This window comes from Frigidibacter sp. MR17.14, from assembly GCF_037095735.1.
In the GTDB taxonomy this organism is placed as follows: Bacteria; Pseudomonadota; Alphaproteobacteria; order Rhodobacterales; family Rhodobacteraceae; genus Frigidibacter.
The window spans coordinates 263,677-284,621 of the sequence record NZ_JBAWKD010000002.1 but is presented as its reverse complement, the minus strand read 5'-3'; the positions used below and the strand labels follow the sequence as shown (position 1 = coordinate 284,621).

Below are 20,945 nucleotides of genomic sequence, written 5' to 3'. Positions count from 1 at the left end.
GTCAGTCATTCGTGTCCCCCCGGGGCGCGCCGCCCTCGAACGCGTTCGGTTTCAGGTAGTCGCAGGGTGCCTCCTGCATCTGCAGATGCAGTTCGGTCCCGGTCCAGGGATGGGCGCGGGCCAGCGCCTCGTCGAACTCGATGCCAAGGCCGGGGCCCTCGGGGGCGAGCACATAGCCCTGATCCCATTTCAACCGGTGGCCGGTCAGCGCCATGTGGAAGGCGCCGCCCTGTTCGATCGTCTCGACCATCAGCAGGTTCGGGATCGAGACGCCCAGGTGCAGGTTCGCCGCCCATTCGACGGGGCCCGCGTAAAGATGCGGCGCGACCTGCGCCGAGAAGACCTCGGCCACGGCGGCGATCTTGCGCCCCTCGAGGATGCCGCCCGCGCGCCCCAGCGCCGGTTGCAGGATCTCGGCCGCGCCGGCGCGCAGGACGGCGGCGAATTCCTGTTTCGTCGTCAGCCGCTCGCCGGTCGCGATCGGCACCCGCACCGCCCGCGCGACGCGGGCGAGATCCTCGGTCGCGTCCGGGGGGATCGGCTCTTCATACCAGAGCGGCGAGAACGGCTCGAGCGCCTGGCCCATGCGGATCGCGCCCGCGACGTTGAACTGGCCGTGGGTGCCGAACAGAAGATCGGCCCGGTCGCCCACAGCCTCGCGGATCTTCGCGCAATAGGCGACGGACCGGGTGATGTCCGACATCGCCGGCATGTGGCCGCCGCGGATCGTGTAGGGGCCGGCGGGGTCGAACTTCAGGGCCGTGAAGCCCTCAGCGACCAGCGCCGCCGCCTTTTCGGCATGGGCGTCGGGGTCGGTCCAGAAGGCGTGGTGATCGTCGTCGGGGCCGGGGTAGATGTAGGTGTAGCTGCGCAGCCGCTCGTTCATCCGGCCGCCCAGCAGCGCCCAGACCGGACGGTTGCGGATCTTGCCGAGGATGTCCCAGCAGGCGATCTCGAGCCCCGAGAAGGCGCCCATCACCGTCGGGTCGGGGCGCTGGGTGAAGCCCGAGGAATAGGCGCGGCGGAACATCAGCTCGATGTCCTCGGCGCGCGCGCCCTTCATGTGCCGCTCGAACACGTCCTCGATCACCGCCACCATCGCCTTCGGGCCGACGGTCGAGGCGTAGCACTCGCCATAGCCCGTGATGCTGTCGGCGGTGGTGATCTTCGGGAAGATCCAGTAGCGCCCGCCCCAGCCGGGGGCGGGGGGCGAGACGATGAAGATCTCGAGGTCCTTCAGGATCATGGCCGGGTCTCCGGTTGGTGCAGGGGGGGCTCGGCGCGCAGCAGCGCGAGGCAGGCGACGATCAGCAGGGCCGAGACGAGGAAGGGCGCGCCGGGCAGGTGCGGCAGCGGGCCGCCAGCTCGGGTGAAGGCGCCGAAGACCGCGGTCATCACCAAGGGCGAAAGGCACATGGCGACGGCCATCAGGCTGCCCGCGACCCCCTGAAGTTCGCCCTGCGCATCGGCGGCGGCGGCGCGGCTCATCCGGCTTTGCAGCGCCGGCATCACCACCGAGCCGAGCGCCGAGAGCGGCGTGAACAGCAGCGCCAGCAGGCCTGAGGCGACGACGCCGTAGAAGAGATAGGTCACCAGCTCGACCCCCATGCCGATGAAGAGCGTGCCGCGGTCGCCGAAGCGGCGCGAGAGCGGGCCGACCAGCGTCGCCTGCACCAGCGCCATCGCCGCGCCGTAAAGCGCCAGCGAGCCGCCGATCCAGACCGGGTCCCAGCCGAATTGCGCCGCCCCGTAGAAGGCCCAGACCGAGGGCCAGACATAGACCGCTACCGCGTAGAGCCCGTAGATCGTCAGCATCCGCCCGAGGCCCGGCAGGCGCGAGACCGCGCGGAAGGCGCCGAGTGGATTGGCGCGGGCCCAGTCGAAGGCGCGGCGGTTCCCGGGCGTCACCGTTTCGGGCAAGGCGATCAGGCCGAAGGCGAGGTTCGCAAGCGCGAGCGCCGCCGCGGCCCAGAACGGTGCGCGCAGGTCGATGGTGGCGAGAAGCCCGCCGAGAAGCGGCCCTGCCACGAAGCCCGCGCCGAGCGCCGCGCCGATGTGCCCGAAGCTGCGGGCGCGGTCCTCGGGCGCCGAGATGTCGGCGGCGACGGCATTGGCCGCGGCATGGGTGGCGCCGGTGATCCCGGCGACGAGCCGGCCGGCGAACAGCAGCCAGATCGTGCCGGCAAGCGCCATCACCGTGTAGTCGACGGCCATCACCGCCAGCGCGGCAAGGATCACCGGGCGGCGGCCGAACCGGTCCGAGAGGTTGCCGATCAGCGGGCCGCAGAGGAACTGCATCACCGCGTAGCCCGAGGCGAGGAGCCCGCCCCAGAGCGCGGCCTGGCTGAGGCCGGTGCCGGTGACCTCTTCGATCAGGCCGGGCAGCACCGGGAAGATCAGCCCGATCCCCACCGCGTCGATCGCGACGGTGGCGAGGATGAAGGGCAGGGCGAGGGGGTGCGGCATCGGGGCTCCTTGGCGCCGAGACTAGGGGGGCGGGCGGGGGCGGCTTGGCGGGAAACGACATCGGTGCGCCGGTTTTGGAGCGCGGTGCGGGGGGCGCTGCCCCCGTCGCGTGCCGCGACTCCCCCGGGATATTTGGTCCGGTGCGAAAGAGCGAAGAGGGGGCTCTGCCCCCGCGCGTGCCGCGCGCCCCCGGAGTATTTGGGCCGAGCCGAACGGGTCAGAGGAGGGGCAGGAGAGCGGCGGTCAGGGCCTCGGGCTGCGCGCGTTGCGGGAAGTGATCGGCGTCTAGCGGGGTGATCGGCGTGTCGCCGGCTTCGGCCATGGCGCGCTGCAGGGCCGGGGTGATCGCGCGGTCGCGGGTGCAGAGCAGGTAGTGGCGCGGAATCCCTGCGGTGGCGGGGGTGCGGCGCAGCGGCTCGGTCTGCGGACGGTTCGGCTGCGGGACGAGGCTTGCGGCGAAGGCCTCGGCCTCGGCGCCGGTCAGGTCCTGGGCGAGGACCGGCAGGGCGAGGGCCGGGTCGAGGCGGCTGCCGCCCTTCCATTCGGTGCGGCGGATCGCCGGGGCGATGGTCGGCGGCTGGCGGGCCATCAGCGTGGTGGCGCTGTCGCCGTCCTGAGGCAGGAAGGCGCAGAGCCAGATCAGGCTGGCGACACGCTCGGGCGCATGTTCGGCCAGCGCGGCGATCGCCATGCCGCCCAGGGAATGGCCGACGACCCGCGCGCGGCGGCCGGGGCCGATCGCGCGTGCCAGGGCGGCGGCGATCTCGTCGAGGCCGACTGAGGCCGGGTCGGGATGCGCGGCCTGACCGGGCAGGGTGGGCACGATCACCTCGTGGCCCGCCGCGCGCAGGAGCGCCGGCACCCGGCCCCAGGCGCCTGCATCGCACCAGGCGCCGTGCACGAGCAGGATCGGCTCAGTGGTCATGGCCGCAGCAGCCGGGGCCGTGATGCGCATGGTCGTGGTCATGCGCATGGGGGACGGGCGCCTCGCCGATCCCGGCCAGGAAATCGGTCACCGCAGCGGCCCAGGCCTCGGGCGCGTCGACCGGGGGGACATGGCCGGTGCGGCGCAGGAGCGCGAACCGCGCGCCGGGGATCAGCTCGGCCAGCTCGCGCACGAGATCGGGCGGGGTCGAGCCGTCCTCGGAGCCGGCGATCACCAGCGCGGGCAGGCGCAGGCCAGAGCTTGGCGTCAGGAAATCCGTGCCGCCGATCGCCGCGGCCGCCCCCGCGTAGCCCGCGGGGTTGCAGTGCATCAGGCGGTCGCGCCAAGCGGTCGCATCGGGGCCGGAGCGGGCGGCGCGGGGGAACCAGCGCTCGATCACCGGCTGGGCGATGGCGTCCATGCCGCCGGCCTCGATCGTCGCGATGCGCTCGGCCCAGACCGCGGGCGTGGCGATCTTGGTCGCGGTGTTCGACAGCACCAGCGCCCGCACCAGGTCGAGCCGCTTCACCGCCAGCCCCTGCGCGATCAGCCCGCCGATCGAGAGGCCCGCGACCACCGCGTCGCGCGCCCCCCACTGCTCCATCGCGCGTTCGGCATCGCGGATCAGCGCGCCCATCGCATAGGGGCCCGGCGGCACCGAGGAACCGCCGTGGCCGCGCATGTCGAGGCGCAGGATCCGCATGGTCTGCGGCAGGAGCGGCACCACCCGGTCCCAGAGCGTGAGGTCCGCACCCAAGGCATGCAGGAGCACCAGCGGTCGCCCCGAGGGATCGCCATCCTCGCGCCAGTTGAGCTGCACCTCGCCGAGGTCGAGCAGGGGCATCAGGCGTCCCCGAAGCGGGTCAGTGCCTCGGCAAACAGTGCCGCATCGACATTGCCGCCCGAGGCGGTGCAGATCACCGTGTCGCCCGTGATCTGGTCGCGGCGGAACAGGCAGGCGGCCAGCGCCACGGCGCCGCCGGGCTCGATCACCAGCTTCAGCCGGGTGAAGGCCAGCGCCATCGCCTGCAGGGCCTCGTCATCGCTGACCACGAGGCCGGGGCCGGCAAGGCGCTGCAGGATCGGGAAGGTGATCTCGCCCGGGGCCGGCGTCACGATCGCGTCGCAGATCGAGCCCGAGGGGGCGGCGTTCGACAGCCGTTCGCCCGCGGCGAGCGAACGTGCGGTGTCGTCGAAGCCCGCGGGCTCCGCCGGGCGGACGCGCAGGCCCGGTGCCTTCGCCTCGAGCGCCAGCGCGATGCCCGAGGTCAGGCCGCCACCGCCGCAGCAGACCACCACGTCGCCGGAGGTCACGCCCATCTCGGCCGCCTGCTCGGCGATCTCGAGCCCGCAGGTCCCTTGCCCGGCGATCACCTCGGGCTCGTCATAGGGCCGGATCAGGGTGAGGCCGCGCGCCGCGGAAAGCTCGGCCCCGATCGCCTCGCGGCTGCCGCCGCCCTTGCGGTCATAAAGCACCACCTCGGCCCCCAGCGCGCGGGTGTTGGCGATCTTCAGCGCCGGCGCATCCTCGGGCATGATGATGACGGCCGGAATGCCGAAGGCCTTTGCCGCCGCCGCCACGCCCTGCGCGTGGTTGCCCGAGGAGAAGGCGATGACGCCGCGGGCGCGCACCTCGTCGGGCAGGGCCGAGACCGCCGACCAGCCGCCCCGCGCCTTGAACGAGCCGGTGTGCTGCAGGCATTCCGCCTTCACCAGCACGCGCCGCCCGGCGATCTCGTCGAGGAAGGGCGAGGACAGCAGCGGCGTGCGGCGGATCTGGCCCTTCAGGCGGTCGGCTGCGGCGAGGATGCGGGCGATGTCGGTCATGGCTGGGCCTCAAGGCGGTCAAGGAAGGCGTCGAGAAGCCGGACCACCTCCGGCTCGTCAAGGAAGGGAACATGGCCGCGATCGGGAACCTCGGCAACCAGCATGTCCGGCCGGCGGCGGGACATTTCCGCCAGCGTCTCGGCGGACAGCAGGTCGGAGTTCATCCCGCGGATCGCGCCCAGCGGCAACCCTTCCAGGGCGTCGAAGAACGGCCAGAGATCGGCGATCTCGCCCGAGGTCGATTGCTCTTTCAGCGCCTCGAGCAGCGCGGGGTCGTAGCTCAGGCGGATGCCGCCGCCCTCGGCCTCGGGGCGGGCGACATACCAGCGGTCCATCATCGCGCGCCAGCGCGACAGGGGCACGCCGGGGAAGTCCTGCTCCATCGCGGCCTTGGTCCGCTCTGCCATCTCGTCCAGGCTTCTGGCCGCCGGCTGCCGGCCGACATAGTCGAAGATCCGCGACAGGCCCAAAGGGGCGATGACCGGGCCGATGTCGTTTAGCACGACGCCGGTCAGACGGGTCTTGGCGAGGGCCGCCAGCCCCATCGCGATCAGGCCCCCGCGCGAGGTGCCAAGGATCGCCGTCCGCTCGACGCCCAGATGGTCGAGCAGTTCCAGCGCGTCCTGCCCTTCGCGCATCAGCGTGTAGGTCGCGTGGGGCGCGTGGTCCGAGGCGCCGCGGCCGCGGTAGTCCATGCGGATCAGCCGGGCCCGGTCGGCAAGCGGCAGCACGCTGTCGAAATCGCCGCGGTTGCGGGTCAGGCCGGCAAGGCACAGCAGCGCCGGCCCGCTGCCGGTCACGTCATAGGCGATGCGGGTGCCGTCAGAGGCGGTGAAGAACTCGGTCATGCGGGGGAGGCTCCGGCAAGGACGGGGAGGGGGGAGAGGTCTGGCAGCACCGCCTCGGGGGCGGCGGGAAGGCGTTCGGGGGCGGCGCGCGCGCGGTTCACCCAGACCGCGCGGAAGCCGAAGGCTGCAGCCCCGGCCACGTCCCAGCCGTTCGACGAGACGAAGAGGATCTCGTGCGGGGCGCAGTCGAAGCGATCGGTCGCCAGCCGGTAGACCTGCGGCGCCGGTTTGAAGACGCCGACGCCTTCGACCGACAGGCAATCGTCGAGCAGGTCCGCGATGCCCGCCGAGGCGGTCGCCGCCGCCAGCATCGATGGGCTGCCGTTCGACAGGATCGCGGCGGGGATCGCGGCCGCCCGCAACGCGGCGAGCATCGCGGGCACCTCGGGGTAGGCGTCGAGCCGGTCGTACAGCGCCAGCAGCCGGGCGCGCAGCGTGGCCGGCACCGCCAGCCCCTGCGCCTCGAGCGCCCAGTCCAGCGCCTCGGCCGTCACCTGCGCGAAATCGGCGTGCCGGCCCATCAGGCTGCGAAGCCATGTGTATTCGAGCTGCTTGCGCCGCCAGTCCTCGGCCAGCCGCGGCCAGAGCCCGGCAAGGGGCGCGCCCCCGGGTTCGGTCGCCGCGCGGCGGGCGGCGGAGGTGACGTCGAAAAGCGTGCCGTAGGCGTCGAAGACGCAGGCGCGCGGGCGTTGGGGCGCAGTCATCGCGGGCCTCCTTCCCGGCCGGTCGGATCCCGGCGCGGCGAGACTGTCACAGCCCCCCTGCCGGGGCCAGCCCCGCAGCGGCGCTTCGCATCGTCGCGTCGCGTCATCCCGGCGCGGCGCCCGGGTCCGTCGAGGCAGCGCCGTGCGGGGGGCTTGCGGTCCGCGGACGCGCTGCAGGCGCGCCGCGGGCCGTTGCGGATCGGGCGACGGCGCTGCGCGACGCGGCACCGCGGTCTGTGCCTTCGGGCGGCGCTTGCGCTGCGCGCGCCGTTGCCTGCATCCTGTGGCCGAACATCCGCAACCGGTTCGTGCCGATGAGATTCCCTGTCATCCGCGCCGCGCGCATCGTCCTGGGCCTGGCCCTGCTGATGCTTTGCTTGCAGCCGGCCCGCGCCGAGACGGGACGCGAGGTCCGGTTCGGCCTGTTCCTGACCAGTCTCAACGACGTCGAGCCCGGGGACGGCAGCTTCGGCGCCGCGGGGTTCGCGTGGTTCGTGGACCCCGCCGGGACGTTCGATCCGGCGACGGACATGGAGCTGCTGGGCCGCGACGTGAGCATCGAGCCCTTCGTGCAGTCGCGCCAGGCCGACGGGTCGCTGTATTCCGTCGTGCGGTTCAGGGCGACGGTCGATCATGACTTCGACGTCGCGCGCTATCCCTTCGATCACCAGCGCCTCGTGCTGCGCTTCGAGGCGGCCGAGACTTGGGAAAGCCTGCGGCTGGTGCCGGACCGGCAGGACTCGCAGATCTCTGCGGATGTGCGGCTGCCCGGCTGGCAGTTGGGGGCGCTGACGCTCGAGGCCACCGAACGGACCTATTCGACAGGCTTCGGGCATCGCAGCGGTGCCCCGCGCTTCTCGCGCGTCACTGCCGCGGTCGAGATCTCGCGCACCGTCTCGCCGCTGCTGTTCGAGAAGTTCACGGGCCTTCTGGTCGCGGTGGTGATCGCCGCGCTGGTGCTGCTGGTCCCGGTGGAAGAGCTTGGCACCCGCATCGGGATGACCACCGGCGCGATCTTCGCCGCGGTGGTCAACCGCTACCGGCTCGAGGACGCGATCGGCTATGACGCGGCCTTCGGCACCGTCGATCAGGTGACGCTGGTCACCTTCGCGATGATCCTCGGCATCCTGCTGCTGTCGCTGATCGCCCACCTGAGGTGGCGACGGGCCGGCGACCGGGCCGGCCACGCCGCTGCGGTGCGCCTCGACCGCCGCGTCGGGCTGGGCCTGGTCGGCCTTGCGGCGGCGGCCCTGACGGCGGTCTTCGCGCTGGCGCTGTCCTAGCCCTTGGCCATCGCGGTTTCGGCCGCGGCGAGGTCCATCCACATCACCTCGAACACGTTGCCGTCGGGGTCCGAGAAGCTGCGGCCATACATGAAGCCGTAGTCCTGCACCTTGTCGTTGTCGGTGCCGCCGGCGGCGATCGCGGCCTCGGTGATCGCGTCGACCGCCGCGCGGCTGTCGCGCGACAGGCAGGTCAGCACCGCGCAGCCCTTCGACGGGTCTGCCAGCGGGCGGGGCGAGAAGCCCGCGAACTTCTCATGGGTCAGGATCATCAGGAAGATCGTCTCCGACACCACGACGCAGGCGGCGGTATCGTCCGAGAACTGCGGATTGATGGTGAAGCCGATGCCCTCATAGAAGGCGCGGGCCCGCGGCAGGTCGGTGACGGGCAGGTTCACGAAGATCATCTGGGTCATGTCCGGTCTCCTCCGGGTGTGGCGGAGCGAATCCGCCGGGACGCTTGCAGGCTGCGCGCTTTGGTATTATTTTGCAACCATGGAGTATGAGAGAGATACTGAACTGGCAAGGTCCCGCCGCAGCTACGAGGATGGCTGCGGCATGGCGCAGGCGCTCGACCTGGTGGGCGAGCGCTGGGCACTGCTGGTGGTGCGCGAGCTGACTTTTGCCGCCAAGCGGTTCTCCGACCTGCGCGCCGACCTGCCGGGGATCGCGCCCACGGTGCTGACCCAGCGGCTGGCGGATCTGGAGGCGGCGGGCATCGTCGCGCGGTTGCCCGGGCGCGGGCGGGGCTATGGGCTGACCGACTGGGGACGGGCGCTGGAGCCTGCGCTGCAGGCGCTGGGGCGCTGGGCGGTGGCGGGGCCGCACATGCGCTTCGACCGGCCGATCTCGGTCGCGACGATGCTGATGTCGATGCGCACCCTGTTCGATCCGGCGCGGGCCGGGGATTTGCGGATGGCGATCACCTTCGATTTCGGGGCGGGCCAGGTGTTTTCGGTCGAGGTGGCCGGGGGGCGGCTCGAGGTCCGCGAGGGGCCCGCCGCGGGCGCTTCGCGCGTCACCGGCGACCGGATGGCGCTGGCCGCCTGCCTTTATGGCGGCCGCCCCGCCGTCGAGGCGGGGCTGACGGTCGAAGATCCGGCGGCGCTGGCGCGGTTCGCGGCGCTCTTCGCGCTGCCGCAAAGCTAGGCGAAGGCGTCGGGCAGGATCGTCTCGACCAGCAGGCGCTTCAGGTCGCCGGCATGGCCCTCGCTGCGCGCCGGGCGGCTGTCGTCCGAGGTGACGGCGACGACCAGCCCGCGGTCGGGCAGGACGCAGATCATCTGCCCGCCGTAGCCGCGGGCATAGGCCACGCGGCTGCCGCCCGCGTCGAACAGGAACCAGCCATAGCCGTAGTCGTCGCCCGAGAAGACCGAGCGGGTGCGCGGCTGCCAGCTGTCGGCCACCCAGGCCTCGGGCACCAGCCGACCTGCGGGGCCGGCGCCGCGCTGCCGCCATGCCTCGCCGAAGGCCGCCATCGCGCGCGGGCTCAGCGCCATGTTGTTGCCGCCCATGTAGAAGCCTTGCGGGTCGCGGGTCCAGGCGTCGATCCTCACGCCCAGCTGCTGGCCCAGATGCCGCCGTGCCAGCGCCAGCAGGCTTTCGCCGGTGACCTCGCTCAGAACCGCGCCGAGGACGTGGAAGCTGCCGGTGGAATAGAGCATCCCCCGGCCCGGCGTGCCGACCATCGGGCGCTCCAGCACATAGCGCACCCAGTCGCGGCTTTGGACCCAGGCGCCGTAATTCGCCCCCGAGGTGCGGTCGAGCCCGGTCTGCATGGTCAGGAAATCGGCCAGCGTCAGCGCGCCCACCCGCGGATCGGCGCCGCGCGGGATCAGGCGCGGCGCGGCCTCGGCCAGCGTCGTCGCGGGCGTGATCCGGCCCTCGGCCATCACCGACCCGGCGATCGAGGCGACCAGCGTCTTCGACACCGACTTCACGTTGACCGCGCGGTCTGGCGCGGGACCGCGAAAGGCCTCGGCCAGCACCTCGCGCCCGTCCTGCAGGATCACCAGCGCGTGCAACTGGTCCAGCGCCGCGGCTGCGGCACGGCTGCGGGCGAAACGGTCGGACTGGGCCGAGACCCCGCGCGGCAGAGCGAGCAGGGCGGGGGCGGCTAGGGCGGTGGCCAGCAGCTGGCGACGGGGAAGGGGGCGCGTCATATCCCCGATCTGGGGATCGTGCGCGCCCGCGCAATCACGGGTCGATCACAGTCGGGCGATAGGGGGCCGCAGGCTCAGAGGTTTTCGGACTGCGGCATGCCCACGACGTGATAGCCGCCGTCGACAAGGATGATCTCGCCCGTCGTGCAGGCACCGTAATCCGAGCAGAGATAGGCCGCGGTGCCGCCGATCGCTTCCAGCGTCGCGTTGGCGCGCATGGGCGAATTGGCCTCGGTATGGCGGAAGGTCTTGCGCGCGCCGCCGATCGCCGCGCCCGCCAGCGTCTTCATTGGCCCGGGCGAGATCGCGTTGACGCGGATGCCCTCGGGGCCGAGGTCGTTGGCCAGATAGCGCACGGCGCTTTCCAGCGCAGCCTTGGCGACGCCCATCACGTTGTAGAACGGCGTGACCCGGTTCGACCCTTGGTAGGTCAGGGTCAGCAGCGTGCCGCCGTTCGGCATCAGATCGCGCGCCCGCTTGGCAACGTCGATGAACGAGTAGCACGAGATCGTCAGCGAATTGCGGAAGTTCTCACGGCTGGTGTCGATGAAGCGGCCCGCCAGCTCGTTCTTGTCCGAGAAGGCGATGGCATGGACGAGGAAGTCGATCGTGCCCCAGCGGTCCTTCAGCGTCGCGAAGGCCGCGTCGAGCGAGGCGTCGTCATTCACGTCGGCGTCGATCAGCAGATCCGATCCCAGCGAGGCGGCCAGCGGCTCGACCCGCTTGCCGAAGGCCTCGCCCTGGTAGGTGAAGGCCAGCTCGGCGCCCTCGGCGGCCAGCGCCTGCGCGATGCCCCAGGCGATGGACCGCTCGTTCGCGACCCCCATCACCAGCCCGCGCTTGCCCTTCATCAGATCGGCCATCTCAGATCACCCGTGGTATTTGGACAGCAGCATCGAACCGTTCGTGCCGCCGAAGCCGAAGCTGTTGGTCATCACCGTGTCGAGCCCGGCGTTGTCGATCCGCGCGGTCGCAATCTCGCCCGCGTCGATCGCCGGATCCAGCGTCTCGACGTTGATCGAGGGGGCGATGAAGTCGTTTTCCAGCATCAGCAGGCAATAGATCGCCTCCTGCGCGCCGGTCGCGCCCTGGCTGTGGCCGGTCATCGACTTGGTGGACGAAATCAGCGGCGTGGTGCCACGGCCGAAGACGCGGCGCACGGCCTCGACCTCGCCCACGTCGCCGACCGGGGTCGAGGTGCCATGCGCGTTGATGTAGCCGACCTTGCGTTCGTTGCCCAAGGTGGACAGCGCAAGGCGCATCGCCCGCTCGCCGCCCTCGCCCGAGGGCGCGACCATGTCGTGGCCGTCCGAGGTGGCGGCATAGCCGGTGACCTCGGCATAGATCTTGGCGCCGCGCGCCAGCGCGTGGTTCAGTTCTTCCAGCACCACGATGCCGCCGCCGCCGCCGATGACGAAGCCGTCACGATTGGCGTCGAAGGCGCGCGAGGCCTTTTCGGGCGTGTCGTTGTACTTGGACGACATCGCGCCCATCGCGTCGAAGAGGCAGGACAGCGTCCAGTCCAGTTCCTCGGCGCCGCCGGCGAACATCACGTCCTGCTTGCCCAGCATGATCTGTTCCGCGGCATTGCCGATGCAATGCAGCGAGGTCGAGCAGGCCGAGGTGATCGAGTAGTTGATGCCCTTGATCTTGAACGCGGTCGAGAGGTTTGCCGAGATCGTCGAGGACATGCATTTCGGCACCGCGAAGGGGCCGATGCGCTTGGGCGCGCCCGCGGTCAGCACTGTCTGGTGCGCGGCGAACATCGCGGAAGTCGAGGGGCCGCCCGAGCCCGCGATCAGGCCGGTGCGCTCGTTGACGACCTCGGCCTCGGTCAGGCCCGCGTCGGTGATCGCCTGGGTCATCGCGATATGGGCATAGGCCGCGCCGGGGCCCATGAAGCGCAGGGTGCGCTTGTCGACATGCTCGGCCACGTCGAGCTTGACGTTGCCGGCGATCTGGCTGCGGAAGCCGCGCTCGGCCATGTCGGCATTGGCGGTGATGCCGGACCGGCCCGCCTGCAGCGAGGCCAGCACCTCGGCCGCGTTGTTGCCGATGGAAGATACGATGCCGAGGCCGGTGACGACGACGCGACGCATGAGCGGTCTCCTTGGGCTGTCAGAAGGGGCGGGCTCAGCTTTCGCTGAGCGCGACCTTCATGTCCTTGACCTGGTAAATGACTTCCCCATCGGCTTCGACGATACCGTCGGCCACGCCCATGGTCAGCCGGCGGGTCTGGATCGCCTTGGTGAAATCGACCTTGTAGGTCAGCATCTTGCGGTCCGGGCGGACCATGCCGGTCAGCTTGACCTCGCCCACGCCCAGCGCATAGCCGCGCCCCTGCCAGCCGCGCCAGCCAAGGTTGAAGCCGGTCAGCTGCCACAGACCGTCAAGGCCGAGGCAGCCGGGCATGATCGGGTTGCCCGGGAAGTGGCAGTCGAAGAACCACAGGTCGGGCGTGATGTCGAACTCGGCCACGACATGGCCCTTGCCGTGCAGGCCGCCGTCACCGGAGATTTCGGTGATGCGGTCCATCATCAGCATCGGCGGGGCGGGCAGCTGGGCATTGCCCGGGCCGAACAGTTCGCCCCGCGCGCAGGCCAGAAGTGCCTCCTTGTCGAAGCTCGTCGGATAGTCCGCCATTCGACCCCTTTCCCTCGCATGGCCGCGCCCCGGAAGGATGGGGGCGGTCTTGTGGTCGGGCTCCCTCTATCATCCGCATCCCGCGGGGTGCAATAGCCGCGCCCCGGGGGCGGCGCCGCGACATGCGGTCGCCGTGCCCCGCTGCAGGCGGGCCGGCCGCACGGAAGCCGCCGTGTGGCCTTGGACATGTCGGATGGATGTGACTATATGAAGGGCATGTCGCAAGCTTGGATGCCCGTGATCTCCGCAGGGACCGAGCGTGGTTCGCGCTGGTTGTCCCGCGCCGGGCTGCGCCCCACCCGCCAGCGCCTCGCGCTCGCCGCCCTTCTGGTCGGCGACGGCAAGAACCGTCATGTCACGGCCGAAAGCCTGTTCGCCGCCGTGCAGGACGCCGGGGAAAGTGTGTCGCTCGCCACGGTCTACAACACGCTGCGCGCCTTCTGCGACGCGGGCCTGATGCACGAGATCACGGTGGACGGCGCCCGGTCCTATTTCGACACCCGCACCGACGACCATCCGCATTTCTTCTGGGAAGACACGGCCGAGCTGGTCGATGCCCCGGCCGAAGCGCTAGAGATCGCGCGGCTGCCCGAGGCGCCCGAGGGGGCCGAGATCGCCCGCGTCGATGTGGTGATCCGCCTGCGCCGCACCGGTGAGGCCGATCCGCAGGGCTGACCCCGCGGATCCGACGCCGCAGGGGTCAGGCTGTCGTCAGAACCACTGGCCCGGCTCCATCAGCCCCAGCGTCATCAGCTGTTGCGACGACCATTCGAAGGCCACCGAGTTGTGCCACAGGAAGGTCGGGATCTCGTAGGTCGAGCCGGGGTTCGACTTCAGCGCCTTCGCCGTGCGGAACGAGGCCACCGCCGCCGTCAGGCTGTGGTGCCAGGGGCAGGCGTAGGTGTTGTATTCCTCGGCCGAGAAGGTGAAATCGTCGCGCAGGACCAGCCCCGGCTGGCTGCGGAACAGCGCGACCCGGTCGATCTTGCGGCGCGCTCGGGGGACGTGTTCCTCGAACCGCCAGCGGATGCCGCCGAAGAAATCCAGCTGCCGCTCCTTCGGATGACCCTCGGGCCCCGGACGCGCCAGCGCATAGTAGCCGGTGCGGTCCATCAGCGCGCCGGCGCGGTCGACCGCATTCGGGAACCTGTCCAGATCGCCCGCATAGAGATCGACAACATAGGCCAGCATCGCGTCGCGGCGTTCCTCTGTGTGGAAGGCCAGCAGCTCGCGCACGTTGCGCGTCTCGCAGAACGGGTGGAACAGGTATTCGGCGTTGTAGCCGTAGTAGAACCACGTGCCCGGCGGCGCATGCGGGATCAGCCGGTTCACCGCCCGCACCAGCGCGTGCTCCTCGCGCACCGGGTGGTCGATGCGGTGGACCTGCGCGGCGATTTCGGGGTCCAGCACCAGCGTCTGGGGCGCGAACAGCAGCAGCGTGCGGAAGCCCGCGGCCAGGTGGTGCTGCAGGGTGCTTTCGACCTCGACCAGGTCCTCGGCCATGATCACCGCGACGGGGCCCGCCGCCAGCGCCGGGCGGGCGAGCCGCAGGAAATCGTCGATGCCGGCATGGCGCATGGGGCAGGGGGCCTTCGCTTGGGTCGTGGCGGCGACCCTGCCGTGCGGGGCCGCCGGGCGCAAGATGGCGGGGAATTGCGAAGGCGGCCTTATCTCGTGTAGAAGCCCCCGATCCCGAAGACCACAGGAAGGCCCGGCGAATGGCGGACGGCACCGATCCCGGCGGCGTGAAGAAGCTCTTCATCAAGACCTACGGCTGCCAGATGAACGTCTACGACAGCGAGCGCATGGCCGAGGCCATGGGCGCCGAGGGCTATGTCGTGACCGAAACGCCCGAAGAGGCGGACATGGTCCTGCTCAACACCTGCCACATCCGCGAGAAGGCGTCCGAGAAGCTCTATTCCGACCTTGGCCGGCTGCGTCCGCTGAAACAGGCGAAGCCCGGCCTGAAGATCGGCGTCGCCGGCTGCGTCGCGCAGGCCGAGGGGCCCGAGATCCTGACCCGGATGCCGATGGTCGATCTGGTCGTCGGCCCGCAGAGCTACCACCGCCTGCCGGCGATGGTCGCGGCCACCGCTTCGGGCGCGAAACCGGTCGAGACCGACTTCCCGACCGAGGACAAGTTCGAACACCTCCCCGACCGCAAGCCCGCGCGGCGCGCGCCCGCGGCCTTTCTGACCGTGCAGGAGGGCTGCGACAAGTTCTGCGCCTTCTGCGTCGTGCCCTACACCCGCGGCGCCGAGGTCTCGCGCCCCGTCGAGCGGGTGCTGAACGAGGCGCGCGGGCTGGTCGAGCGCGGGGTGCGCGAGATCACGCTGCTGGGCCAGAACGTCAACGCCTATCACGGCGCGGCGCCGCGGGCGCTGGGGGGCGGCGACTGGGGCCTTGCCCGGCTGATCCGCGAACTGGCGGCGATCGACGGGCTCGAACGGATCCGCTACACCACCAGCCATCCCAACGACATGGGCGACGACCTGATCGCGGCGCATGGCGAGATCGCCAAGCTGATGCCCTATCTGCACCTGCCGGTGCAGTCGGGCTCCGACCGGATCCTGAAGGCAATGGCGCGCAAGCACACGGCCGAGCAGTACCTGACGCTGGTCGAGAAGATCCGCGCCGCGCGTCCCGACCTGCACCTGTCGGGCGATTTCATCGTGGCCTTCCCCGGCGAGACCGAGGCGGATTTCGAGGCGACGCTCGAGCTGATCCGCATCGTCGAATACGGCACCGCCTTTTCGTTCCGCTACTCGGCGCGGCCGGGCACGCCGGCGGCCGAGAAGCCGGAGCTGCCGCGCGCGGTGGGCGAGGAGCGCCTGCACCGGCTGCAGGCGCTTCTGGGCCAGCAGCAGCGCGCCCTGCAGGAGGCGATGGTGGGCCGCGAGGTCGGCGTGCTCTTCGAAAAGCCCGGCCGCGATCCGGGGCAGTGGGTCGGCAAGTCCGACTACCTGCACGCCGTTCATGTCACCGGCGATCTGGCCCCCGGCGCGCTTCGGCGGGTGCGGATTACCGGATCGGCGCTGAACTCGCTGGCGGGCGAGCTGGTCTGAACAGAGCGAAAGGCCGATCCGCAAAACGAAAGGCCGATAAAAACGAAAGGCCGGTCCTGCGACCGACCTTTCGACGAGGTGTTCGGTGAAGCCCGCCGCGCTCAGCGCTTGCGGAAATGACCCTTCAGCCACATCGGCGAGTTGCGCAGCGCCTCGCGGGTCTGGGCCTTGAGGACCTCAGGGTCGTAGACGCCGCGCTCGTCGCGGCAGATGCGCGTCGCGATCGAGGTCGCGGTGTTGTAGTCGTAGCCGACGGCCACGAGGCTGTCGATGAACACGCTGCGCGGGTGGTCCCAGACCACTTCCGGGGTCGGGCCGCGATAGCAGCTGACGGTGATGACGCCCGGCACCACGTCGCTCGCGGCGGCGGCGGTCGCGGTGGCCGCGAAGGCCAGGGCTGCGAGGGTGGTGATGGCCTTCATGTCCGTCTCCTTGTCTGAGCCCCGGATGCCCGCGCCGCGGCTGCGGCCGGCCGCGCCTGCCGGTGCGCGGGGTCTTGTGGTCGCAGAGCAGTATATCCATTTCGGGTGTGGTCCAAACGAATACCGGAAGAGGGCCCGCAAGCTGCCGTTTTTCAGGTATGGCTCATGATAAATGCCGCGCTGCCGCGGAATTGTTTCCGCATATCAGGACAATCCGGCCCGACTCAGATCCGTTTTCCCCGGACCGGCAGTTCCGGAACCGGCGCCGGGCCGTGGCGTTCATCTTTACGTCGCCTTTCGGAAATCTTTGCTGCCAGGGCATGAATCATTTGCCAGACGCTGGAACGCTTGGCACCATGTCCCTACTAACCCTAGTAAGCAGAACCGCCTTCATCCCCACGTTCTTGCTCGTCAGGAGACCTTATTGGGCATCAGCGCGCTGACACCCCCGCCCCGTCCCGAAGACGTTCACGAGACGCTTCTGGAGTTTGCCGACAACCGCCATCTGCGCGACCTCTGCGGCCAGTTCGACCGCAACCTCGCCCAGATCGAGCATGCCCTGGGGGTTCACATCCTCCGACGCGGCAACCAGCTTGCGGTCGTGGGCACCCCGGACCAGCGTGGACAGGCCGCCGCCATCCTCCAGGACCTCTACGCCCGGCTCGAGGGCGGGCGCGAGGTCGAGGCGGGCGACATCGACGCTGCGATCCGCATGGCCGATTTCCAGCGCGACACTCCGGCGCCGGCCGACCAGCTCGAGATGTTCCAGCAGGGCCGGTTCGAGATCCGCACCCGCAAGAAGCATGTCGAGCCGCGGACGGATGCCCAGAAGGCCTATGTCGCGAACCTCTTCAAGCATGAACTGGCCTTCGGCATCGGCCCGGCCGGCACTGGCAAGACCTATCTCGCGGTGGCGGTCGGCGTGACGATGCTGATCGGCGGGCATGTCGACAAGATCATCCTCTCGCGCCCTGCCGTCGAGGCGGGCGAGCGTCTGGGCTTCCTGCCCGGCGACATGAAGGAGAAGGTCGATCCCTACATGCAGCCGCTTTACGACGCGCTGAACGATTTTCTGCCTGCGAAACAGGTGGAAAAGCTGATGGCCGAGAAGCGGATCGAGATCGCGCCGCTGGCCTTCATGCGCGGCCGCACGCTGGCCAACGCCTTCGTGGTGCTGGACGAGGCGCAGAACGCCACGACCATGCAGATGAAGATGTTCCTCACCCGTCTGGGCGAGGGAAGCCGCATGGTGATCACCGGCGACCGCAGCCAGATCGACCTGCCGCGCGGCGTGGCCTCGGGCCTGAAGGACGCGGAGCGGATCCTCGACGGGGTCGAGGGCGTCAGCTTCAACTACTTCACCGCCAAGGACGTGGTGCGTCATCCGCTTGTCGCCCGCATCATCGAGGCCTATGACCGCGACGATGCAGGACAGATCGCTGGTTGACACGCTGGCCGAAGATCCCCGCTGGGACGCCTTCGGCCTTCACGACATCGCAGAGGGCGCCGCGACAGCGGCGCTTTCTCATCTGGGGCTCGCGCCCGACGGGTTCGAGATCAGCCTAATGGGCTGTGACGACGCCCGCATTGCCGTGCTGAACACCGAGTTCCGCGGCAAGCCCAAACCGACCAACGTGCTCTCCTGGCCCTCCGAGGACCGGATGGCCGAGGACGAGGGCGGCACGCCCGAGCCGCCGGAGCCGGGCGAGGAGGACGACCCCGAAAGCCTCGGCGACATCGCCATCGCTTGGGAAACCTGCGAGCGCGAAGCTGCCCAGCAGAAAAAGCCGATGAAAGATCACGTGACGCATCTGGTGATCCATGCCACGCTGCATCTCATGGGCTACGATCACGAGACCGAGGCGGATGCCGAGCTGATGGAGGGCATCGAAATCGCCATCCTCGGCGGTCTCGGGCTTGCAAATCCCTACGAGTGATCTCAACTGGGACGTGGGGGCCTTCAGGGGCCCTGCGGTTGGAAAGGACAGATGGGCGAGAGTTCGGACGGGTCTATGGCTGCGCAGGGCGCGCTGGACCAGGGTGAGAGTGGCGAGAACGGAAGTTCCCGCGGATTTTTCGGACGCCTCTTCGGGCCCCGCGCGGGCGGCGACGAGGACGAGGGGGCGGAACCTCCCTCAGGCCGCGCCGATGCGCCGCTTGCGGGATTGGCCGCGCTGCGCCGGATGCGCGTGGGCGACGTCGCCATTCCCAAGCCCGAGATCGTGGCGGTTCCGGTCGAGATCGGCCGCGACGAGCTGATCGAGATCTTCCGCGAGCATGGCTTCACCCGTCTGCCGGTGTTCAAGGGCACGCTCGACTCGCCGCTGGGCCTCGTGCACCTGAAGGACCTCGCGCTGAACCACGGCTTCGGCTCGGCCCCGGGCGCGCCCTATGTCCTGCGCAAGATGCTGCGGCCGCTGCTCTATGCGCCGCCCTCGATGCCGATCGGCGTTCTGTTGCAGAAGATGCAGGCCGACCGCATCCACATGGCGCTGGTGATCGACGAATACGGCGGCGTCGACGGGCTCGTCACGCTCGAGGATCTGATCGAACAGGTCATCGGCGAGATCGAGGACGAACATGACGAGGCGGAGAGCCATCTCTGGGTGCAGGAGAAGCCCGGCCAGTGGCTGGTGCAGGCCCGCGCCCCGCTCGAGGAATTCGAGGGCGAGATCGGCCGGCGCATCTCGGACGAGGAAGAAAGCGAAGAGGTCGACACGCTCGGCGGGCTGGTCTTCATGCTGACCGGCCGGGTGCCGGCCCGCGGCGAGGTGATCCCCGGCGAGGAAGGCGTCGAATTCGAGGTCGTCGATGCCGATCCGCGCCGCATCAAGCGGCTGCGTGTCCGCGTGCCGGCCCCTGCCGAGGCCTGAACGCGCAGCATGACCGCCCCCAAGGCCGACCTTCCGGCGCCGCCCGCGCGCGCCGCCCGCTGGCGCGAGCGCGGGCTCGTCGCCGGGCTTGGCGCGCTCGCGGCACTGGGGCAGGCGCCGCTGGGCTGGTGGTTCGTGACCCTGCCGGTTCTGGCGCTGCTCTACGCCCGCATCGCCACCGCCCGCGGCCCGCGTCACGCGGGTGCGCTGGCGCTTTGGGCGGGGGCCGGGCATTTCGGCGCCGCGATGTTCTGGATCGTCGAGCCGTTCATGGTCGAGCCGGAGCGCGACGGCTGGATGGCGCCCTTCGCGCTGCCGATGATGGCCTTCGGGATGGCGCTGTTCTGGGCGCTGCCGGCAATGGGGGTGCATCGGCTGGCGCGGGGCAGGGGCGCGCGGCTTGCGGCGCTGGCGCTGCTGCTGGCGCTCTCGGACCTCGTGCGCGGTTACATCTTCACCGGCTTTCCTTGGGCGCTGCACGGCCATATCTGGATCGGCACCCCGGTCGCGCAGGCCGCGGCGCTGGGCGGGGCGGTGCTGCTGTCGCTGATCACCCTCGCGCTGGCCGCGCTGGCCGCCTGGCGTCCGAAGGCGGGTGGCGTACTGGCGCTGGCGTCTCTCGCGGCGCTCTGGGGGGCGGGGGCCTGGCGGCTGTCGACCCTGCCGCCCACGCCCGCTGACGCACCGCTGATCCGCCTCGTGCAGCCCAATGCCGCGCAGGCGGAAAAATGGCTGCCGGGGATGCCGCAGCATTTCTTCGAGCGACTGCTCGTCCTGACCGCCGAGGGCGCCGGGCCGCGCCCCGATCTTGTGATCTGGCCCGAAACCTCGGTCGCCTGGCCGCTGAACGATCCCGGTCCGGTCCTGCAGATGACCGCCGAGGCCGCGGGCGGTCCGCCGGTCGTCATCGGCATCCAGCGCGAAGAAGGGCGGCGCTACTACAACAGCCTCGCCGTCATCGGCCCCGGCGGCGCGGTCGGCGCGGTCTATGACAAGCACCACCTCGTGCCCTTCGGCGAATACATCCCCTTCGGCGACACGCTCGCGCGGTTCGGGATCACCGCCTTCGCCGCGCAGATGGGCTCGGGCTATTCCGCCGGGCCCGGTCCGCAGATCATCGACTTCGGCGGCGCGCTCGGGCCCGCCCTGCCGCTGATCTGCTACGAGGCGGTGTTCCCGCAGGACATCCTCGACGCCCCCGGCCGCCCGCGCTGGCTGCTGCAGGCCACCAACGACGCCTGGTTCGGCTCCCTCGCCGGTCCCTACCAGCACCTCGCCCAGGCCCGGCTGCGCGCGATCGAGCAGGGCCTGCCGCTGATGCGCGCCGCCAACACCGGCGTCACCGCCGCGATCGACGCCGGCGGCCGGATCACCGCGTCCCTCGGCCTGAACACCGAGGGCGCGCTCGACGCCCGCCTGCCGCCCGCGCTGCCCACCACCTTTTATGCGCGCACCGGCGACCTGCCGGTCGCGCTCGTGCTCCTGGTGCTGCTGGCCCTCGTCTCTGTCGTGGATCGCCGCCGACGCGCCTGACGTCGTGCTTTCGCATTGGTCCAAATATCCCGGGGGAGAGGGCCAAAGGCCCGAGGGGGCAGCGCCCCCGCTCCGCTCACGTCACCCGAAGCCGGCATCGGCCATTGACCCCACCCCCCGCCGGGCGTAGGCAGGCGCATCTGCCCCTCACAACGGCTTCCTGGCGTGTTGGGGTCAATCCAATGGAGCACTTC

General features: G+C 70.5%; 22 protein-coding genes and 1 riboswitch. Of the genes, 8 read left to right on the top strand and 14 right to left on the bottom strand.

The genetic code is table 11. The annotated features are described in order from the left end of the window. Window position 1 precedes the first annotated feature (1 nt). From V8J36_RS06515 to V8J36_RS06485, 7 genes are all read right to left on the bottom strand, one after another. Window positions 2–1,246: a mandelate racemase/muconate lactonizing enzyme family protein gene (locus V8J36_RS06515; RefSeq protein WP_336466468.1), complete on the bottom strand. Its 1,245-nt coding sequence runs from the start codon at window positions 1,244–1,246 to the stop codon at window positions 2–4. Then, entirely contained in the window at window positions 1,243–2,466 is a 1,224-nt protein-coding gene (locus tag V8J36_RS06510) for a TCR/Tet family MFS transporter (RefSeq protein WP_336466467.1), read from the bottom strand. The genes V8J36_RS06515 and V8J36_RS06510 overlap by 4 nt, the downstream gene beginning before the upstream one ends. 217 nt (window positions 2,467–2,683) lie before the next feature. Further along, window positions 2,684–3,391 (bottom strand): alpha/beta fold hydrolase, encoded by a 708-nt coding sequence (locus V8J36_RS06505; RefSeq protein WP_336466466.1) that lies wholly within the window; start codon window positions 3,389–3,391, stop codon window positions 2,684–2,686. Beyond that, a complete protein-coding gene (gene pcaD, locus V8J36_RS06500) occupies window positions 3,381–4,235 on the bottom strand; it encodes a 3-oxoadipate enol-lactonase (RefSeq protein ID WP_336466465.1) in 855 nt (284 codons plus the stop codon). The genes V8J36_RS06505 and pcaD overlap by 11 nt, the downstream gene beginning before the upstream one ends. Continuing rightward, window positions 4,235–5,218, bottom strand: coding sequence for a threonine ammonia-lyase (locus V8J36_RS06495; RefSeq protein ID WP_336466464.1), 984 nt, complete (start codon window positions 5,216–5,218; stop codon window positions 4,235–4,237). The genes pcaD and V8J36_RS06495 overlap by 1 nt, the downstream gene beginning before the upstream one ends. Beyond that, a complete protein-coding gene (locus V8J36_RS06490; protein ID WP_336466463.1) occupies window positions 5,215–6,066 on the bottom strand; it encodes an alpha/beta fold hydrolase in 852 nt (283 codons plus the stop codon). Before V8J36_RS06490 ends, V8J36_RS06495 begins: the two co-directional genes overlap by 4 nt. Then, on the bottom strand, window positions 6,063–6,770 hold the full coding sequence (locus tag V8J36_RS06485) for a haloacid dehalogenase type II (RefSeq protein ID WP_336466462.1): 708 nt from the start codon (window positions 6,768–6,770) through the stop codon (window positions 6,063–6,065). Before V8J36_RS06485 ends, V8J36_RS06490 begins: the two co-directional genes overlap by 4 nt. A gap of 314 nt (window positions 6,771–7,084) precedes the next feature. Here V8J36_RS06485 and V8J36_RS06480 point away from each other — a divergent pair, with 314 nt between their 5' ends. After that, window positions 7,085–8,053, top strand: a complete 969-nt coding sequence (locus tag V8J36_RS06480; protein WP_336466461.1) for a hypothetical protein — start codon at window positions 7,085–7,087, stop codon at window positions 8,051–8,053. On the opposite strand, the gene V8J36_RS06475 is transcribed toward V8J36_RS06480, so the two are convergent. After that, entirely contained in the window at window positions 8,050–8,469 is a 420-nt protein-coding gene (locus V8J36_RS06475) for a VOC family protein (protein WP_336466460.1), read from the bottom strand. The two genes, V8J36_RS06480 and V8J36_RS06475, sit on opposite strands and share 4 nt — an antisense overlap. A gap of 79 nt (window positions 8,470–8,548) precedes the next feature. Between V8J36_RS06475 and V8J36_RS06470 the strand changes: the two genes are divergently transcribed. Continuing rightward, entirely contained in the window at window positions 8,549–9,202 is a 654-nt protein-coding gene (locus tag V8J36_RS06470; protein WP_336466459.1) for a winged helix-turn-helix transcriptional regulator, read from the top strand. On the opposite strand, the gene V8J36_RS06465 is transcribed toward V8J36_RS06470, so the two are convergent. The 4 genes from V8J36_RS06465 to fabA form a co-directional block, all read right to left on the bottom strand. Then, complete coding sequence (locus V8J36_RS06465; protein WP_336466458.1) at window positions 9,199–10,215, bottom strand: serine hydrolase domain-containing protein; 1,017 nt, start codon at window positions 10,213–10,215, stop codon at window positions 9,199–9,201. The genes V8J36_RS06470 and V8J36_RS06465 overlap by 4 nt on opposite strands. Window positions 10,216–10,289: 74 nt before the next feature. Next, entirely contained in the window at window positions 10,290–11,078 is a 789-nt protein-coding gene (locus tag V8J36_RS06460) for an enoyl-ACP reductase FabI (RefSeq protein ID WP_336466457.1), read from the bottom strand. A 6-nt stretch (window positions 11,079–11,084) separates the two neighbouring features. Then, window positions 11,085–12,314, bottom strand: a complete 1,230-nt coding sequence (gene fabB, locus V8J36_RS06455) for a beta-ketoacyl-ACP synthase I (RefSeq protein ID WP_336466456.1) — start codon at window positions 12,312–12,314, stop codon at window positions 11,085–11,087. Between the two features lie 34 nt (window positions 12,315–12,348). Beyond that, window positions 12,349–12,858, bottom strand: coding sequence for a bifunctional 3-hydroxydecanoyl-ACP dehydratase/trans-2-decenoyl-ACP isomerase (gene fabA, locus V8J36_RS06450; protein WP_336466455.1), 510 nt, complete (start codon window positions 12,856–12,858; stop codon window positions 12,349–12,351). Window positions 12,859–13,089: 231 nt separating this feature from the next. Between fabA and irr the strand changes: the two genes are divergently transcribed. Further along, window positions 13,090–13,533 (top strand): Fur family transcriptional regulator Irr, encoded by a 444-nt coding sequence (gene irr, locus V8J36_RS06445; protein ID WP_336466454.1) that lies wholly within the window; start codon window positions 13,090–13,092, stop codon window positions 13,531–13,533. A gap of 36 nt (window positions 13,534–13,569) precedes the next feature. Here the strand turns inward: irr and V8J36_RS06440 are convergent, their stop codons facing one another. Beyond that, a complete protein-coding gene (locus V8J36_RS06440) occupies window positions 13,570–14,436 on the bottom strand; it encodes a glycosyltransferase family 2 protein (RefSeq protein WP_336466453.1) in 867 nt (288 codons plus the stop codon). A gap of 140 nt (window positions 14,437–14,576) precedes the next feature. On the opposite strand from V8J36_RS06440, the gene miaB reads away from it, so the two are divergent. Then, a complete protein-coding gene (miaB, locus tag V8J36_RS06435; RefSeq protein WP_336466452.1) occupies window positions 14,577–15,923 on the top strand; it encodes a tRNA (N6-isopentenyl adenosine(37)-C2)-methylthiotransferase MiaB in 1,347 nt (448 codons plus the stop codon). A gap of 101 nt (window positions 15,924–16,024) precedes the next feature. Here the strand turns inward: miaB and V8J36_RS06430 are convergent, their stop codons facing one another. After that, window positions 16,025–16,345, bottom strand: a complete 321-nt coding sequence (locus tag V8J36_RS06430) for a hypothetical protein (protein WP_336466451.1) — start codon at window positions 16,343–16,345, stop codon at window positions 16,025–16,027. Between the two features lie 424 nt (window positions 16,346–16,769). Here V8J36_RS06430 and V8J36_RS06425 point away from each other — a divergent pair, with 424 nt between their 5' ends. Genes V8J36_RS06425 through lnt form a run of 4 tightly spaced genes read left to right on the top strand, consistent with a single transcriptional unit; the run spans window position 16,770 to window position 20,751 of the window. Beyond that, window positions 16,770–17,792, top strand: coding sequence for a PhoH family protein (locus tag V8J36_RS06425; RefSeq protein WP_336466450.1), 1,023 nt, complete (start codon window positions 16,770–16,772; stop codon window positions 17,790–17,792). Further along, window positions 17,770–18,282 carry an rRNA maturation RNase YbeY gene (gene ybeY, locus V8J36_RS06420; protein WP_336466449.1) on the top strand — a complete coding sequence of 171 codons (513 nt, stop codon included), beginning with the start codon at window positions 17,770–17,772 and terminating at the stop codon, window positions 18,280–18,282. Before V8J36_RS06425 ends, ybeY begins: the two co-directional genes overlap by 23 nt. A gap of 51 nt (window positions 18,283–18,333) precedes the next feature. Beyond that, entirely contained in the window at window positions 18,334–19,218 is an 885-nt protein-coding gene (locus V8J36_RS06415) for a hemolysin family protein (protein WP_336466448.1), read from the top strand. Between the two features lie 9 nt (window positions 19,219–19,227). Further along, a complete protein-coding gene (lnt, locus tag V8J36_RS06410) occupies window positions 19,228–20,751 on the top strand; it encodes an apolipoprotein N-acyltransferase (protein ID WP_336466447.1) in 1,524 nt (507 codons plus the stop codon). 141 nt (window positions 20,752–20,892) lie between these two features. After that, window positions 20,893–20,941, top strand: a riboswitch (SAM-SAH riboswitch). The last annotated feature ends 4 nt before the right edge of the window (window positions 20,942–20,945 follow it).

Bases quoted from the DNA above. Each gene is read 5' to 3' on its own strand.
- V8J36_RS06470 (WP_336466459.1), top strand. From the start codon at position 8,549: ATGGAGTATGAGAGAGATACTGAACTGGCAAGGTCCCGCCGCAGCTAC.
- lnt (WP_336466447.1), top strand. From the start codon at position 19,228: ATGACCGCCCCCAAGGCCGACCTTCCGGCGCCGCCCGCGCGCGCCGCC.
- V8J36_RS06475 (WP_336466460.1), bottom strand. From the start codon at position 8,469: ATGACCCAGATGATCTTCGTGAACCTGCCCGTCACCGACCTGCCGCGG.
- V8J36_RS06515 (WP_336466468.1), bottom strand. From the start codon at position 1,246: ATGATCCTGAAGGACCTCGAGATCTTCATCGTCTCGCCCCCCGCCCCC.
- V8J36_RS06490 (WP_336466463.1), bottom strand. From the start codon at position 6,066: ATGACCGAGTTCTTCACCGCCTCTGACGGCACCCGCATCGCCTATGAC.
- V8J36_RS06430 (WP_336466451.1), bottom strand. From the start codon at position 16,345: ATGAAGGCCATCACCACCCTCGCAGCCCTGGCCTTCGCGGCCACCGCG.
- V8J36_RS06485 (WP_336466462.1), bottom strand. From the start codon at position 6,770: ATGACTGCGCCCCAACGCCCGCGCGCCTGCGTCTTCGACGCCTACGGC.
- ybeY (WP_336466449.1), top strand. From the start codon at position 17,770: ATGCAGGACAGATCGCTGGTTGACACGCTGGCCGAAGATCCCCGCTGG.
- irr (WP_336466454.1), top strand. From the start codon at position 13,090: ATGCCCGTGATCTCCGCAGGGACCGAGCGTGGTTCGCGCTGGTTGTCC.
- V8J36_RS06480 (WP_336466461.1), top strand. From the start codon at position 7,085: ATGAGATTCCCTGTCATCCGCGCCGCGCGCATCGTCCTGGGCCTGGCC.
- V8J36_RS06415 (WP_336466448.1), top strand. From the start codon at position 18,334: ATGGGCGAGAGTTCGGACGGGTCTATGGCTGCGCAGGGCGCGCTGGAC.
- miaB (WP_336466452.1), top strand. From the start codon at position 14,577: ATGGCGGACGGCACCGATCCCGGCGGCGTGAAGAAGCTCTTCATCAAG.
- fabB (WP_336466456.1), bottom strand. From the start codon at position 12,314: ATGCGTCGCGTCGTCGTCACCGGCCTCGGCATCGTATCTTCCATCGGC.
- V8J36_RS06460 (WP_336466457.1), bottom strand. From the start codon at position 11,078: ATGGCCGATCTGATGAAGGGCAAGCGCGGGCTGGTGATGGGGGTCGCG.
- fabA (WP_336466455.1), bottom strand. From the start codon at position 12,858: ATGGCGGACTATCCGACGAGCTTCGACAAGGAGGCACTTCTGGCCTGC.
- pcaD (WP_336466465.1), bottom strand. From the start codon at position 4,235: ATGCCCCTGCTCGACCTCGGCGAGGTGCAGCTCAACTGGCGCGAGGAT.
- V8J36_RS06495 (WP_336466464.1), bottom strand. From the start codon at position 5,218: ATGACCGACATCGCCCGCATCCTCGCCGCAGCCGACCGCCTGAAGGGC.
- V8J36_RS06440 (WP_336466453.1), bottom strand. From the start codon at position 14,436: ATGCGCCATGCCGGCATCGACGATTTCCTGCGGCTCGCCCGCCCGGCG.
- V8J36_RS06505 (WP_336466466.1), bottom strand. From the start codon at position 3,391: ATGACCACTGAGCCGATCCTGCTCGTGCACGGCGCCTGGTGCGATGCA.
- V8J36_RS06465 (WP_336466458.1), bottom strand. From the start codon at position 10,215: ATGACGCGCCCCCTTCCCCGTCGCCAGCTGCTGGCCACCGCCCTAGCC.
- V8J36_RS06510 (WP_336466467.1), bottom strand. From the start codon at position 2,466: ATGCCGCACCCCCTCGCCCTGCCCTTCATCCTCGCCACCGTCGCGATC.